Consider the following 13,712-nt stretch of genomic DNA (forward strand, 5'->3'; position numbering starts at 1 on the left):
CGAGGCGATGGCGTGGTGATCGGAGCAGCGGTCGTGCTGTTCATCGCCTCTTTCCTCGACTACTTCTCCTACGGAAGCTCCGACATCGACGCGCCCAACTCCTGGGAGTCCCTGGGCAACGCGATCGGTGTCTACATGGTCGGAGTGATCGGCGCCGCACTCATCGTGCTGTCCCGTTCGCAGCCCCAGCCGCGCAAGGTCGCCGGCCTCGACCTGGCCCAGTTCGGTGTCGCCGCCACGGTGTTCACCGCGTGGAGCCTCTTCTGGACCATCATCGACCTCGGCCAGATCGACGCCGGCGCCGGCCTGATCCTCGGCCTGATCGCCTCCCTGGCGCTGGCCGCGGCCGCGGTCGCCTCCCCGCTGCTCCCGGCCCTCAAGGCCCCGCTGGCGGGCCCGCCGAGGCCGCAGGCCGTACAGCCGCCGTACGGTGGCCAGCCGGGCCAGGGCTACGGCTACCCGGGTGCGCAGCAGCCGCCGTACGGTGGTCAGCCGCAGGGCCAGGCGCCTTCGTTCGGCGGTCAGCCGCAGCCCGGTCAGCCCGACCCGCAGCAGGGCCAGGCGCCCGCCCAGCAGGCCGCGCCCGCCGGTGACTTCACCCCGTTCTGGTTCGCCGTGCCGGTGGCCCGTCCGCTGTACGGCGAGGACGGTTCGCCGTCCCCGATCGCCGAACTGGCCCCGGGTACCTGGTACCTCGCGGTCGAGCAGCGCGGTCCGGGCCTCATCGCCCAGACGCAGGACGGCCGTCGTGGTGTGCTCCAGGACACCACGGGCATCCAGCGCGGCTGAGCGGCCGACGCCACGGCGCACGCACCACCGACAGCGGCCCCCTGCCCCTTCCGGGCGGGGGGCCGCTGCCGTACCCTCCGGCTACACCTGATGCACCGTCAGAAACACGGGGAGGCAGCGGAATGCGGCTCGGACTCGCTCTCGGCTACTGGGGCCGCGGCCCGAACCCGGCCCATCTGGACCTCGCCCGCCAGGCGGAGGATCTGGGCTACGCGTCGGTGTGGACGGCGGAGGCCTGGGGTTCGGACGCCTTCACCCCGCTGACCTGGATCGCCGCCCACACCTCCCGCATCCGACTGGGCACCGCCATCGCGCAGATGGCCGCCCGCACCCCGACCGCGACCGCGATGCACGCCCTGACCCTGGACCACCTCTCCGGCGGCCGGATGATGCTCGGCCTCGGGCTGTCCGGCCCCCAGGTCGTGGAGGGCTGGTACGGGCGCCCGTTTCCGAGGAGCCCGCTCACCGCGACCCGCGAGTACGTCGACGTGGTGCGTCAGGTGCTCCGCCGCGAGGCGCCCGTCGCCCTGGACGGCCGGTTCCACTCCCATCCGTACAACGGTCCGGACGCCACCGGCCTCGGCAAGCCGCTGAAGCCGATCACACATCCGCTGCGCGCCGGCCTCCCGGTGCTGCTGGGTGCGGAGGGGCCGAAGAACATCGCCCAGACCACCCGGATCGCGGACGGCTGGCTGCCGCTGTACTGGTCGCCGATGCGCACGGACGTGTACGAGGCCTCGCTGAGCGGCCTGCCCGAAGGGTTCATGATCGCGCCGATGGCCCGGGCGCACGTCTGTGACGATGTCGCACAGGGCCTGCTGCCGGTGAAGGCGATGCTCGGCTTCTACATCGGCGGCATGGGCGCCGCGGCCCGCAACTTCCATGCGGACCTGATGGCGCGGATGGGGTTCGAGGAGGACGCGCGGCGGATCCAGCGGCTGTTCCTGGAGGGGCGCAAGGAGGAGGCGGTCCTGGCCGTGCCGGATGCGTTCGCCGACGAGATCTCGCTCGTGGGGCCGAGGCAACGGATAGCGGAGCGGCTGGAGTTGTGGCGGAAGGGCCCGGTGACCGACCTCCTGGTGACCGCTCCGGACCCGCACACCCTGCGGGTGCTGGCGGAGCTCACCTGACGGGCGGGCGGCCGGCGGCTCCCGGGACATCGGGGCGAGCCCCGAGCCCTGATGTCCGAGCCCATAAGCGGAAGTTAGGAACTCCCAAGAAACTAGGTTCTTGGACTTCTGGTTCGGCCCTGCCGAGCATGAACAGCGGACGACGGCGGCCCCGAGAACGGCGCCTCCGCATCCGTCCGCCGGCCGACGGCCCGAGGCGGCGCCCCGGCACCGGCCGCGCCGCTCGACAACCAGAAGGAACGAAGATGCCGAAGAAATGGTGGACGCTGCTGGCGGTGTGCGGCGGGACGTTCATGCTCCTGCTGGACACCACCATCGTCTACGTCGTGCTCCCCGACGTGCAGGCCGATCTGCACGCCGGCTTCGCCGATCTCCAGTGGGTGGTCGACGGATACGCGCTGGCGCTGGCGGCCCTGCTGCTGACCGGCGGGACCCTCGCGGACCGGTTCGGCCGCAAGCGCCTCTACGCGATCGGCGTCGTCCTGTTCACGCTCGCCTCGCTCCTGTGCGGTCTGGCGCAGTCCCCGCTGACGCTGGTAATGGCCCGGATCCTTCAGGGAGTCGGCGGCTCGGTCATGTTCGCGACCGGCCTCGCGCTGCTCGCCGGAAGCTTCCAGGGCAAGGAACGCGGCACGGCGTTCGGTGTCTGGGGCATGGTCACCGGTCTCGCCTCCGCGATCGGCCCGGTGGCCGGGGGGCTGATCTCCAGCGGCATCAGCTGGCGGGGCATCTTCCTGGTCAACGTACCGCTCGGCGTCCTGGTCGCGCTGATCGTCGTCCTGCGGGTGGACGAGGCCAGGTCGCCGTTCGCCCGCCGGCTGGACCGGCCCGGCTTCGTCCTGCTGACCGCGGGGCTGGTCACCCTCGTCTACGGGCTGATCCGCGCCGGCGAGGACGGCTGGGGCGATGCCGGCGCGGTGACGTGCCTCGTCGTCGGCGGTGTCCTGCTGTCGGCCTTCCTCGTCGTCGAAGCACGGGTGGAGCAGCCGATGTTCGAGCTGGGGCTCTTCCGCATCCCGACCTTCGTCGGCGGGTCCGTCGCGGCGTTCGCGATGAACGGTTCGCTGTTCGCGATGTTCCTCTTCCTGGCCATCTACTTCCAGGAAGTGCTCCAGTACTCGTCCCTGGAGACCGGCGTCCGGCTGCTGGCCGCCTCGCTGTCGATGCTGGTGGCCTCGCTCGTCGCGGGCCGTGTGAGCACCAGGATCCCGGCGCGCTTGCTGATCGGCGTCGGGCTGCTCCTCGTCGGCGCCGGCCTGCTGCTCATGGGCGGGGTCGACACGGACACCGGCTGGGAGCACTTCCTGCCCGGTCTGGTGCTCGGCGGCATCGGCGCCGGCCTGGTGAACCCGCCGCTCGCCTCGACGGCCGTGGGCGTCGTGGACTTCTCCCGCTCCGGCATGGCCTCGGGTGTGAACGGCACCTTCCGCCAGCTCGGCGTGAGCACCGGTGTCGCCGTCCTCGGCTCCACCTTCGCGGTGATCATCGGCAACCGTCTCCGTGACGGCCTGGCGGGGGTCCCCGGCGTGGGCGACCGCGGCGACCGGCTCGCCGCCCTCGTGCGGGGAGGCGAGATCGACCAGGCGGTGGCGCTGGTGCCCGAGGCGCAGCGGGAGACCGTGCGGCGGCTCGCCGTGGAGGGGTACGTCGACGGCCTGAACACCCTGCTGACCCTCTCGGCAGGTCTCGCCCTCATGGGCGGTCTGCTGTCGCTGTGGCTGATCCGGGCGGCGGACTTCGAGGCCGCGCGGCAACCGCAGGCACCCGCCCCCGAGGCCCCCGGCCCTTCGGCGGTGGCCGTGGAGAGCTGACTCCGACGGCCCGGACGGCGGACCGCCGGCCCCTGGCGGCGCCGGCGGACCGCGCGGGCCCCGGAGGCTACGGCCCGTCCTGGCCCGCGGCGCCCCGGCCGGCCGGGACCAGCGCCTGGCCGGCCGGCGGCCCGAAGGAATCCCGGCAGTGCACGAGCAGTTCGCGCAGGGCCGGACTCTTGGTGGGCGAGGAGACCAGGCTGAGTACCGCGGCGATGTCGGCATCGGTGACGGGCACGGTCCGCAACCGCGGGTGCTGCGCGAGCATGGACGCGGACAGGACCGCCACGCCCAGTCCGCGCTCCGCCAGCTGGACCACCGCGCCCGGCGCGGCGGCCTGCAGGGCCACGGTGGGCGTGAGGCCGCGGGCGGCCGAGGCCTGGTCCAGTACGGCACGGATGCCGGTGCCCCGGGGCAGGCAGATGACGGGATGGGCGCTCAGCTCGGCGAGCGTGACACCGTCCGCCTCGGCCAGGGGGTGTCCGGGCGGTACCGCCGCGACGATCGCCTCGCTGATCACCTGCTGTCCGTCCAGATCCTCCGGTGCCGGGCCGGCCGTGCCGACCAGCGCCAGGTCGACGGTTCCCTCGCGGACGTCTTCCACCAGCGCGGCGGAATCGCCCTCGACGAGACTGATCTCCACGCCGGGGTGGGCGCGGTGGAAGGCCGACAGCGCTTCGAACAGCGGGGTGATCGTGCACGCCGTCACCATGCCGACCACCAGCCGGCCCCGTACCAGACCGTTCATCTCGTCCAGCGCGTGCCGGAGCGCTTCGGCGGCGGCGAGGACAGCACGCGCGTGGTCGAGAGCCACCTCCCCCACCGCGGTCAGTCCGGCGCTGCGGCCGGACCGGTCGATGAGGGTCGCGCCGAGGTCGTTCTCCAGTTGGCGGATCTGCGCGCTGATCCCCGGCTGGCTGATGTGCACGCGCTCGGCGGCCCGGGTGAAGTTGGCTTCCTCCGCCACGGCCAGAAAGTACTTCAGCTGCCTGAGTTCCATAACCTCTGATTATAGAGGAGATCGGATTGATTGATTGGACTTCTTGTCACGGGACGCTGGACGATGGTGGTGACGCATTCGCCCGCACGGAAGGAACGTTGTGCCCGAGTACGAGAAGGCCCTGGCTCCCGAGGACCTCACCCGCCTCTTCGTGGAGCGCGCCAACGCCGGGGACGCCGCCGGTCTGGCCGCGCTGTACGAGGAGGATGCGGTGATGGCCTACCCGCCCGGCAGTACCACGGTGGGGCGCGAAGCCATTCGTGAACTCTGGGAGAAGGTGCTCGCCCATGCTCCCCACTTCGAGGCGGAGGAACCGCTCCCGACTCTCGTCCGCGGTGACATCGCCCTGACCTCCACCCCGCCGAAGGACGGCTCGGGCGCCCGCGCCCAGGTGGTCCGGCGACAGGCCGACGGGAGCTGGCTACGCGTGATCGACCAGCCCGAGTTCCGCCCGCCGGGCAGCTGACCGCTCCGGTTGCCGGCCGTGCGCGGCCACGGATCGCCCGGGCCTCAGCCCGTGCGGTCCGGGACCGTGCCCTCGCGGGTCCAGCCGAGCAGCTCGTCCGCCGTCCACGTCGTCACGACTCGCTCCGCCGGCACGCCGCACTCCTCGGCGCGGGCGCAGCCGTAGATCTGCCAGTCGAGCTGTCCGGGGGCGTGCGCGTCGGTGTCGACGGCGAACAGGGTGCCCGCGTCCACCGCCTGCCGCAGCAGCCGCCGGGGCGGGTCGAGCCGCTCGGGCCTGCTGTTGATCTCCACCGCCGTGCCCGCCTCGGCGCAGGCGGCGAAGACCTCGTCCGCGTCGAACCGCGACTCGGGGCGGCCCCGGCCGGTGACCAGGCGCCCGGTGCAGTGCCCGAGGATGTCCGCCTGCGGGTGGCTGACGGCGGCGACCAGCCGCCGGGTCATGGGGCCGGGGTCCATCCGCAGCTTGGAGTGGACGGACACCACCACGACGTCCAGCCGTTCCAGCAGCTCCTCCTCCTGGTCGAGGGAGCCGTCGAGGTGGATGTCGCACTCGATGCCGGTCAGCAGCCGGAACGGCGCCCAGCGCTCGTTGAGTTCGGCGACCAGATCGAGCTGTTGCCGCAACCGCTCGGGCGAGAGCCCGTTGGCGACCGTCAGCCGGGGCGAGTGGTCGGTGAGCACCGCCCAGTCGTGGCCGAGCTCCGCCGCCGTACGGCCCATCTCCTCGATGGGGCTGCCGCCGTCCGACCAGTCGGAGTGCAGATGGCAGTCACCGCGCAGCAGCCCGAGCAGCTGTTCACCGCCCTCGGCGAGCGGGCCCTCGCGCACGGCCTCCGTCTCCAGCCGCTCCAGATAGGCCGGGGTCTGCCCGGCGACCGCCTCGCGGACGACCTGGGCGGTGCGGGGGCCGATGCCCTTGACCCGTTCCAGGGAGCCGTTCGCCACCCGCTCCGCGACGTCGCCGTCGGCCATCGCCGCGACCGTGCGGGCGGCGTTGCGGAAGGCCTGGACGCGGTACGTCTCGGCCCGGCCGCGCTCCAGCAGGAAGGCGATCCGCTCCAGGGCCGGGACCGGGTCCATCGAACCTCCTGCCAGGACGGGACGGGCTGCCCGTCCAGCTTGGCCCAGCCCCGCCCGGCCCGCATGCCCGGCAGACCCGCGAGGGCCCGCCCGCCCCGTCAGCCGAAGGAGGACCGGGCCAGCCAGAAGTCCAGCAGTTCCGCGTCGCCCAGCAGCTCGACCCGGTCGCTGTCCGGGGCGAGGCGGCGGTTGAAGACCAGCATCAGGTCGGTCAGCGGCCCCCGCAGCGCCACGGTCGCCCTGGCGTGCGCGTGGCGCCAGGTGAAGCCGTCCTCGCCGAGTTCGATGAGCCACTCGGCGTCCGGCACGTCGGTGGCGTGCAGGTGGAGGGAGCGCCCGGCCCCGCGCAGCTCCGCGGCCTCCGGGTCGCCGTCGGCCTGGGCGCAGGCGACGATCTCCAGCCACTCGTCGATCGTGTCCGCCGCCAGGTCGGGAGAGGCCGCGTACGCCACCTTCGCGGCCAGGGAGGCGTCCGCCCGGTGGACGACCGTCTCGATCGCCATGCGCCGCGCCCAGAAGCCCGCACTCCGGTCCGGGCCGTACCAGGACCAGACTTCCAGACCGGGGCCCGCCTCCCGCAGCGTCTCGGCGGTCCGCGCCGCCCCGTCCGCCAGCCAGGCGTCGAGCACGGCGGGGTCGTCGCCCTCGGGCGTGAAGGCCGGCACCCGTTCGTCCGGGAGCGCCTCACGCGCCCGGGTGCGGACGATCTCCCCGGCCCAGCGGTGGCCGCCGCCGACGTGGACGGCGAGTTCGCGCAGCGTCCAGTCCGGGCAGGTCGGGACGGTCGCATCGAGGTCCGCGCCCCTGACCGCGGCCCTCAACGCGTCGGTGCCCGATACGATTTCGTCGCAGTAGCGCTCGTGCGCGAGAAGACCCATGCGCGCACCTTAGTGCCCTCGCGCCTTGCTCACCCGGGGTTATCCGCCGAGCTGGCCGCTGGACGGCACCTTGTCCTTCACCTCGGCGCCCGCGCTCTTCCCGGCGTCCTTGATGTCGTTGATGACGCTCTCGAACGCGCCGACGTCCCCGTCGCCCGCCTCGCCCTTGCGGAGCTTGGTGGCCATGCCCTTGAGCGACTCGATGCCCGCCGTCAGCGGGGCGACGGCCTTCGACAGCAGCGGGTCGGCCTTGGCGTTGTCCGAGGCGGCCTTGAGCCGGTTGTAGGCGAAGCCGCCCGCGACCCCGGCCTTGACGAGCGCGAAGGTCCGTCCGTCCGCGCCCTTCTTGAACTTCCCCGCCCGGTACGGCTTGACGATCCACTGGTACGTCGCGCCCGCCGCCAGGCCCGCGTTGGCGACGAACCGCGTCTTGGCGAACTTCTGCGCCTGGGCCGACGACGTACCGGTGGGTGATGCCGAACTGCTCGCGCCGCTCGTGTCGTCGCCCCCGCACGCGGTGGTGCCCACCAGCACGGAGCACGACAGCAGCAGCGCCACGAACAGCCGGCGCAGCGGTACGGATCGGGGCACGGCGGGCCTCCCTGAGCGGGGACATCACGAGGGGCGCCGGGTCCGGCTCTCCCCCGTCAGGCTGGCTCCGGCGGGGCGGCCCCGCCATCCCGGGGCCGCCGTCCGTGTTTCACGGGGCCGATAGCGGCAATCCGGATTCCATGTCCTACAGCAGAGGCAAGGGAAGCAGCAGCGCGGCACGGGTCATCGCCCTGGTGGCCGACGTCATGGCCTTCGTCATCGGCCTGTGGATTCTGATGTACCTGCTCGACGCCAACCGGGGCAACGACCTGGTGGAGTTCGTCCGGCACACCGCCCGGTGGCTCGCCGGCTGGTCGTACGACCTGTTCACGTTCGACGAGGCGTGGGCGCGGGTCGTGTGCGGATACGGCCTGGCCGCCGTCGTGTACCTGTTCGTCGGTCACGCGGTGGCAGGCCGCATCCGGCATTGAGCACACCGAAGGAACAGCGCAGCCGTTCAGCCGCAGCAGTCCGGCTCCAGCCCCCTGGGCAGCCGTTCTCCGCTGAACACGGCGGTGGTCGCCTCGTCCCCCCCGAGCGCGGCCACCGCCAGCAGGAGTGAGCCGGCGGTCCACGCCGTGTGCTCCTCGGGCCAGAACGCCCGGTTGCCCTCGAAGACGTACCCCGTCCAGTACATCCCGCCCTCGGCGCGCAGGTGCTGGATCGACTGGAGGATCTCCAGGGCGCGGTCCGACTGGCCCATCACCCAGAGGGCGAGGGCGAGTTCGCAGCTCTCGCCGCCGGTCACCCACGGGTTGGGCAGGACGCAGCGCACGCCCAGGCCCGGGACGACGAAGCGGTCCCAGCCCTCCTGGATCCGCCGCTCGGCCGCCGGTCCGCTGAGCGCGCCGCCGAGGACCGGGTAGTACCAGTCCATCGAGTAGTGGCTCTTGTCGAGGAAGCGCTCCGGGTGGCTGCGGATCGCGTGACCCAGCGCCCCGGTCGCCAACTCCCAGTCGGGCTGCGGCTCTTCGCGGCGCTCGGCGATGGCGAGCGCGCAGCGCAGGGCCTGGTGGATGGAGGAGGAGCCGGTCAGCAGCGCGTCCGTCACCGGGGTGCCGTCGGCCTCCTGCTTCCAGCCGATCTGCCCGCCGGGCTGCTGGAGCCGCAGGACGAACTCGACGGCGGCGAAGACCGTCGGCCACATCCGGTCGACGAACGCGTCGTCGCCGGTGGCCAGGTAGTGGTGCCAGACGCCGACGGCCACGTAGGCGCAGAAGTTGGTCTCCAGGCCGCGGTCGGTCGGCTGCCGCGGGTCGCCGTCGTGGTAGGCCGCGTACCAGGAGCCGTCCTCGTTCTGGTTGCGGGCCAGCCACTCGTACGCGCGTTCCGCGGCGGCGTGCTCGCCGGCGGCGTCCAGGGCCATGGCGGCCTCGGTGTGGTCCCACGGGTCGAGGTGGTGGCCGCGGAACCACGGGATCGCGCCGTCCTCGCACTGCACGGCGAGTACCGCGGCGACGGTCTCGGCGGCCTCCCCGGCGGTGAGCACTCCGGGCAGGACGAGGTGTTCGGTCCGCTCGGGAAGACTCACGCCTCGGCCTTCGCGGAGTCGTCGGCCCCGGCGGGGTTCCCGGCGGTGAGGGTGGCGGGCAGGTGCGGCTTGGTCGCGTACGCCACGAAGCTCTTGCCGACGACCGGGTTGAGGAGCTGCTCGGCGACGCGGGTCGCCATCGGCTTCTTCATGATGTCCCAGACGAGCAGTTTGTGGTACGCCCGCACCGGCAGCGCCTTGTCGTTGTCGACGCCGAAGGCGCACTTGAGCCACCAGTAGGGCGCGTGCAGGGCGTGCGCGTGGTGGGTGCCGTACGGCTTGAGGCCGGCGCCGCGGATCTTGCCGAGCAGTTCGTCGGCCTTGTAGATGCGGATGTGGCCGCCCTCGACCTCGTGGTACGCGTCGGAGAGCGTCCAGCAGACCTTCTCGGGGCCGTACCGCGGCACGGTGATCGCGATGCGGCCGCCGGGCTTCAGGACCCGGACCATCTCGGCGAGCACGCCCTTGTCGTCCGGGATGTGCTCCATGACCTCGGAGATGATCACGACGTCGAAGGAGGCGTCGGGGAACGGCAGGTTGAGGGCGTCGCCCTCCATGGCGGTGGCCGTGGCGCCCTCGGGCGCCTCCCCGGCCTCCTTCATCGCGGCGAACCACTTCGCGACCTCGCGGATCTCCTCGCCGTTCTGGTCGAGGGCCACGACCTGGGCGCCGCGCCGGTAGCACTCGAAGGCGTGGCGTCCGGCGCCGCAGCCCAGGTCGAGCACTCGGTCGCCTGCGGCGAGCGGGAAGCGGGTGAAGTCCACGGTCAGCACGAATGCCTGCTTTCGCGGTCGAGGGAGTCGGGAGGGGAGGACGGAGGTCAGGGGGCGGGGAGTGGGGGCGGTGTCACCGCCGGCCGCCCGGGCCGGTGGCGGCGCGGGCCGCGATCGCCTCCCGGTAGAGCGCGGCGGTGCCGATCGCCGCCTGCTTCCAGGTGAACCGGGCGAGGACCCGTTCGCGGCCCGCGGCCCCGAGCCGCGCGCGCAGGGCGGGGTCGCCGAGCAGCCGGCCGAGCGCGTCGGCCAGGGCCCCGGGGTCGGCGGGCGGGACGGCCAGACAGGTCTCCCCGTCCGGGCCGGCGACCTCGGGGATCGCACCGCCCGTGGTGGCGACGAGCGGGGTGCCGGTGGCCATGGCCTCGGCGGCGGGCAGCGAGAAGCCCTCGTACAGCGAGGGGACGCAGGCGATCTGGGCGCCGCGCACCAGGTCGACGAGTTCGGTGTCGCTGATGCCCTTCACGAACTCGACGGCGTCCCCGAGCCCGTGCCGTTCGATGGCCTGGGCGACCGGCCCGTCCTCGGCGCGGCGGCCGACGACCACGAGGTGGGCGGCGGGGTTCCCGGCGCGGAGCTTGGCGAGCGCCTCGACGAGGTGGACGAGGCCCTTGAGCGGGACGTCGGCGCTGGACGTGGTGACGATCCGGCCGGGCACCTCGGCGACGGCGGGGTCGGGCGACCACAGATCGGTGTCGGCGCCGATGTGCACGACGTGGACGCGGCCGGGGCGGACGCCGAGGTGGTCGACGATCTCCTGCTTGGAGGAGCCGGAGACGGTGAGTACGGACGGCAGCTTGCGCGCGACCCGCTTCTGCATGCGCGTGAAGGCGTACCAGCGGCGTACGGAGGCGCGGCGGCGACGGGTCGGGGCGGCGGCAAGGTCGAGCTGCCGGTCGACGGTGATGGGGTGGTGGATCGTGGTGACGAGCGGGGCGCCGAGGTCGGCGAGGAGCCCGTAGCCGAGTGTCTGGTTGTCGTGGATGACGTCGAACTCGCCGCGCCGGGCCGCGAGATGGCGCCGGGCGCGCAGGCTGAAGGTGAGCGGTTCGGGGAAGCCGCCGGTCCACATGGTGGCGACCTCGGCGGCGTCGATCCAGTCCCGGAACTCGCCCCGCTTCGGGGTGCGGAACGGGTCGGGCTGCCGGTAGAGGTCCAGGCTCGGCAGTTCGGTGAGCGGGACGCCCTCGTCGAGCACGGGGTAGGGCTGGGCGCCGATCACCTCGACGCTGTGGCCGAGCCGGGCGAGCTCCCGGGCGAGGTGGCGTACGTAGACGCCCTGGCCGCCGCAGAAGGGGTTGCCCTTGTAGGTCAGGAGCGCGATGCGCAGGGGCCGGTCACCGGCGGAGCCGCCGGCGCCCGTGTCCGGCGTGGTGGTGCCCGCACGGGGGCCCGACTCTATGGCCTCAGCGGTCACACTCGGCCCCCTTCTCACTGCGTGTCCGCCGGAGCGTAACCGCTCGCGCTAATCTAGAACAAGTTACAGACCGACCGTTCGATGAGCTACGAATCTACCGGCAGGTAGCAACGGCGCAACGGCCGGATCAGGTGATTCGCGCCACGGCACACACCCTGGCATGCTGTGCGCCGCCGGACCGGCCGCCGCAGCCTCGCGGTCGCGGAGAGAAGCCTCGGGATGGGACACATGACAGCGGAAGCCAGACCGGCATCGCCGCCCCTGACGGAACGCCAGGAGGCCCGCCGCCGCCGCATCCTGCACGCCAGCGCCCAGCTCGCCAGCAGGGGCGGCTTCGAGGCCGTCCAGATGCGGGAGGTGGCGGAGGCCGCGGGGGTGGCCCTGGGCACCCTCTACCGCTACTTCCCGTCCAAGGTCCACCTGCTGGTCGCCACCATGCAGGACCAGCTCCAGCACATGCACGGGACGCTCCGCAAACGGCCCCCGGCAGGGAACGACGCGGCGGAACGGGTCGCCGACACCCTGATGCGGGCCTTCCGCGCGATGCAGCGGGAACCGCATCTGGCGGACGCGATGGTGCGCGCGCTGACCTTCGCGGACCGCAGCGTGAGCCCCGAGGTGGACACGGTCTCGCGGCTCACGACGGCGATCATCCTGGACGCGATGGAGCTCGACCACCCGACGGCCGAGCAGCTCTCGGCCGTCCGGGTGATCGAGCACACCTGGCACTCGGCACTGATCACCTGGCTCTCGGGCCGGGCGTCGATCGCACAGGTGAAGATAGACATCGAGACGGTCTGCCGGCTGATCGGCCTGACCGCGGAGGATCCGGCCCGCTGAGCCCCGCCGGCTCCCGGCCCCCGGCCCATGTAGGGCGCCCACATGCCACCCGGGTCAGGTGGGGCGCCCTGCACCATATCGACGACGGCACGCTCTTCATACGGTTCGGCGACATCACAGGAACACGCCGAGGAGCCGGTCACCATGCGTCGCAGAGCCAGCAGATCCCGTACAGGCATCCGCAGCACCGTCCTGCCCAGGCCGCCGGCCGCCGTGGCCGTACTGGCCGCCGCCGGTCTGCTGCTGACCGGCTGCACCGCCGCCGGAACGGCGGGCGGCGACGGGTCCGGGAAGTCCGCCGCCGACGCGCCCGTGAAGGTCGGCCTGGTCTACTCCCGGACCGGCCTCCTCGCGGACTACGGCAAGCAGTACCGCGACGGCTTCATGGCCGGACTGGACTACGCGACGAAGGGCACCGGCAAGGTCGCGGGCCGGCGCGTCGAGGTCACCGAGCAGGACGACGCGGGCGACCCCGGCAAGGCGGTCTCCGCCGCGAAGAACCTCATCGGCAAGGGCTTCAAGGTGCTGGCCGGCACCACCGACTCCGGCGTCGCCCTCCAGATGGCGCCGCTCGCCGCTCAGAACAAGGTGCTGTACGTCAGCGGCCCGGCGGCCACCGACGCGGTGACCGGCGTCAACGACTACACCTTCCGCTCGGGCCGCCAGTCCTACCAGGACATCCTCACGGCGGGCGCGATGCTCGGCGACGCCAAGGGGAAGAAGGTCACGGTCCTCGCCCAGGACTCCACCTTCGGCCAGGCCAACGTCGCCGCCGTCAAGGCGGTGCTCGGCGCGAAGGGCGCGACGGTGGGCTCCGTAATGGCGCCGCCCAGCGCGACGGACCTGACGCCGTTCGCCCGGCAGGTCAAGGCGGGCGGGCCCGACCTGGTCTTCGTCGCCTGGGCCGGTTCCACCGCGCCCGCGCTGTGGACCGCGCTGGACCAGCAGGGCGTGCTGGGCGCGGGCAAGGTCGTCACCGGTCTCGCCGGGACCGCCTCGTACCCGGTCTTCGGGGCGGCCGGGTCCAAGGTGTCGTTCCTGGCGCACTACTTCCCGGGCGCGGGCGGCGGCAACGCCGTGGAGAAGGCGATGCTCGACTCGGTGACGAAGGCGGGCGGCACACCCGACCTGTTCACCCCGGACGGCTTCACCGCGGCCCAGATGATCGTGCACGCCCTTGCCGAGGGCAGCGCCACCGACCCGGCCGCCATGGTGAAGGCCCTGGAGGGCTGGACGTTCGACGGGGCCAAGGGCAAGCAGCGGGTCCGGACCGAGGACCACGCGCTGGTGCAGCCGATGTTCGTGGCCAGGCTGACCGGCAAGGGCGCGGCCGTGAAGCCGGAGCTGCTGGACACCGAGGCGGGGGACGCCGTGGCACCGCCCGTGAAGCCCTCGGCGGGCTGA

The 13,712-nt window shown here is 72.8% G+C and carries 14 protein-coding genes; 7 read left to right on the top strand and 7 right to left on the bottom strand.

Annotated features, from left to right (window positions below):
• Positions 1-12: 12 nt before the first annotated feature.
• The 3 genes from ABZ454_RS30765 to ABZ454_RS30775 all read left to right on the top strand — a co-directional run bounded on the left by ABZ454_RS30765 (position 13) and on the right by ABZ454_RS30775 (position 3,730).
• Positions 13-789, top strand: a complete 777-nt coding sequence (locus ABZ454_RS30765) for a hypothetical protein (protein ID WP_356316222.1) — start codon at positions 13-15, stop codon at positions 787-789.
• Positions 790-911: 122 nt separating this feature from the next.
• A complete protein-coding gene (locus ABZ454_RS30770) occupies positions 912-1,919 on the top strand; it encodes an LLM class F420-dependent oxidoreductase (RefSeq protein WP_359542815.1) in 1,008 nt (335 codons plus the stop codon).
• A gap of 245 nt (positions 1,920-2,164) precedes the next feature.
• Positions 2,165-3,730, top strand: coding sequence for an MFS transporter (locus tag ABZ454_RS30775; RefSeq protein WP_359542817.1), 1,566 nt, complete (start codon positions 2,165-2,167; stop codon positions 3,728-3,730).
• Positions 3,731-3,797: 67 nt separating this feature from the next.
• On the opposite strand, the gene ABZ454_RS30780 is transcribed toward ABZ454_RS30775, so the two are convergent.
• The gene (locus tag ABZ454_RS30780) at positions 3,798-4,730 is read right to left on the bottom strand and encodes a LysR family transcriptional regulator (RefSeq protein WP_359542819.1); all 933 of its coding nucleotides are present in this window, start codon (positions 4,728-4,730) and stop codon (positions 3,798-3,800) included.
• Between the two features lie 100 nt (positions 4,731-4,830).
• Here ABZ454_RS30780 and ABZ454_RS30785 point away from each other — a divergent pair, with 100 nt between their 5' ends.
• Positions 4,831-5,196 (top strand): nuclear transport factor 2 family protein, encoded by a 366-nt coding sequence (locus ABZ454_RS30785; protein ID WP_356316214.1) that lies wholly within the window; start codon positions 4,831-4,833, stop codon positions 5,194-5,196.
• 44 nt (positions 5,197-5,240) lie between these two features.
• On the opposite strand, the gene ABZ454_RS30790 is transcribed toward ABZ454_RS30785, so the two are convergent.
• From ABZ454_RS30790 to ABZ454_RS30800, 3 genes are all read right to left on the bottom strand, one after another.
• A complete protein-coding gene (locus ABZ454_RS30790) occupies positions 5,241-6,278 on the bottom strand; it encodes a PHP domain-containing protein (protein ID WP_359542822.1) in 1,038 nt (345 codons plus the stop codon).
• Positions 6,279-6,376: 98 nt separating this feature from the next.
• Complete coding sequence (locus ABZ454_RS30795; RefSeq protein WP_359542824.1) at positions 6,377-7,156, bottom strand: maleylpyruvate isomerase family mycothiol-dependent enzyme; 780 nt, start codon at positions 7,154-7,156, stop codon at positions 6,377-6,379.
• 39 nt (positions 7,157-7,195) lie between these two features.
• Positions 7,196-7,747 carry a hypothetical protein gene (locus tag ABZ454_RS30800; RefSeq protein ID WP_359542826.1) on the bottom strand — a complete coding sequence of 184 codons (552 nt, stop codon included), beginning with the start codon at positions 7,745-7,747 and terminating at the stop codon, positions 7,196-7,198.
• 140 nt (positions 7,748-7,887) lie between these two features.
• Here ABZ454_RS30800 and ABZ454_RS30805 point away from each other — a divergent pair, with 140 nt between their 5' ends.
• Positions 7,888-8,178 carry a hypothetical protein gene (locus ABZ454_RS30805; RefSeq protein ID WP_356316206.1) on the top strand — a complete coding sequence of 97 codons (291 nt, stop codon included), beginning with the start codon at positions 7,888-7,890 and terminating at the stop codon, positions 8,176-8,178.
• A 26-nt stretch (positions 8,179-8,204) separates the two neighbouring features.
• Here the strand turns inward: ABZ454_RS30805 and ABZ454_RS30810 are convergent, their stop codons facing one another.
• The 3 genes from ABZ454_RS30810 to ABZ454_RS30820 all read right to left on the bottom strand — a co-directional run bounded on the left by ABZ454_RS30810 (position 8,205) and on the right by ABZ454_RS30820 (position 11,468).
• Positions 8,205-9,278 (bottom strand): prenyltransferase, encoded by a 1,074-nt coding sequence (locus ABZ454_RS30810; RefSeq protein WP_359542829.1) that lies wholly within the window; start codon positions 9,276-9,278, stop codon positions 8,205-8,207.
• Positions 9,275-10,051 carry a class I SAM-dependent methyltransferase gene (locus ABZ454_RS30815; protein ID WP_359542831.1) on the bottom strand — a complete coding sequence of 259 codons (777 nt, stop codon included), beginning with the start codon at positions 10,049-10,051 and terminating at the stop codon, positions 9,275-9,277. The genes ABZ454_RS30810 and ABZ454_RS30815 overlap by 4 nt, the downstream gene beginning before the upstream one ends.
• Positions 10,052-10,124: 73 nt before the next feature.
• The gene (locus ABZ454_RS30820) at positions 10,125-11,468 is read right to left on the bottom strand and encodes a glycosyltransferase family 4 protein (RefSeq protein ID WP_356316199.1); all 1,344 of its coding nucleotides are present in this window, start codon (positions 11,466-11,468) and stop codon (positions 10,125-10,127) included.
• 228 nt (positions 11,469-11,696) lie between these two features.
• Here ABZ454_RS30820 and ABZ454_RS30825 point away from each other — a divergent pair, with 228 nt between their 5' ends.
• Complete coding sequence (locus tag ABZ454_RS30825) at positions 11,697-12,308, top strand: TetR family transcriptional regulator (RefSeq protein WP_359542834.1); 612 nt, start codon at positions 11,697-11,699, stop codon at positions 12,306-12,308.
• Positions 12,309-12,452: 144 nt separating this feature from the next.
• Positions 12,453-13,712: a substrate-binding domain-containing protein gene (locus ABZ454_RS30830; RefSeq protein WP_359542835.1), complete on the top strand. Its 1,260-nt coding sequence runs from the start codon at positions 12,453-12,455 to the stop codon at positions 13,710-13,712.

The organism is Streptomyces sp. NPDC005803 (assembly GCF_040630435.1).
Lineage (GTDB): Bacteria > Actinomycetota > Actinomycetes > Streptomycetales > Streptomycetaceae > Streptomyces.

What these genes read in the sequence shown, in the direction of transcription:
- ABZ454_RS30795 (WP_359542824.1), bottom strand. Translation starts at nt 7,156, where the DNA reads ATGGGTCTTCTCGCGCACGAGCGCTACTGCGACGAAATCGTATCGGGC.
- ABZ454_RS30830 (WP_359542835.1), top strand. Translation starts at nt 12,453, where the DNA reads ATGCGTCGCAGAGCCAGCAGATCCCGTACAGGCATCCGCAGCACCGTC.
- ABZ454_RS30780 (WP_359542819.1), bottom strand. Translation starts at nt 4,730, where the DNA reads ATGGAACTCAGGCAGCTGAAGTACTTTCTGGCCGTGGCGGAGGAAGCC.
- ABZ454_RS30805 (WP_356316206.1), top strand. Translation starts at nt 7,888, where the DNA reads ATGTCCTACAGCAGAGGCAAGGGAAGCAGCAGCGCGGCACGGGTCATC.
- ABZ454_RS30790 (WP_359542822.1), bottom strand. Translation starts at nt 6,278, where the DNA reads ATGGACCCGGTCCCGGCCCTGGAGCGGATCGCCTTCCTGCTGGAGCGC.
- ABZ454_RS30775 (WP_359542817.1), top strand. Translation starts at nt 2,165, where the DNA reads ATGCCGAAGAAATGGTGGACGCTGCTGGCGGTGTGCGGCGGGACGTTC.
- ABZ454_RS30770 (WP_359542815.1), top strand. Translation starts at nt 912, where the DNA reads ATGCGGCTCGGACTCGCTCTCGGCTACTGGGGCCGCGGCCCGAACCCG.
- ABZ454_RS30825 (WP_359542834.1), top strand. Translation starts at nt 11,697, where the DNA reads ATGACAGCGGAAGCCAGACCGGCATCGCCGCCCCTGACGGAACGCCAG.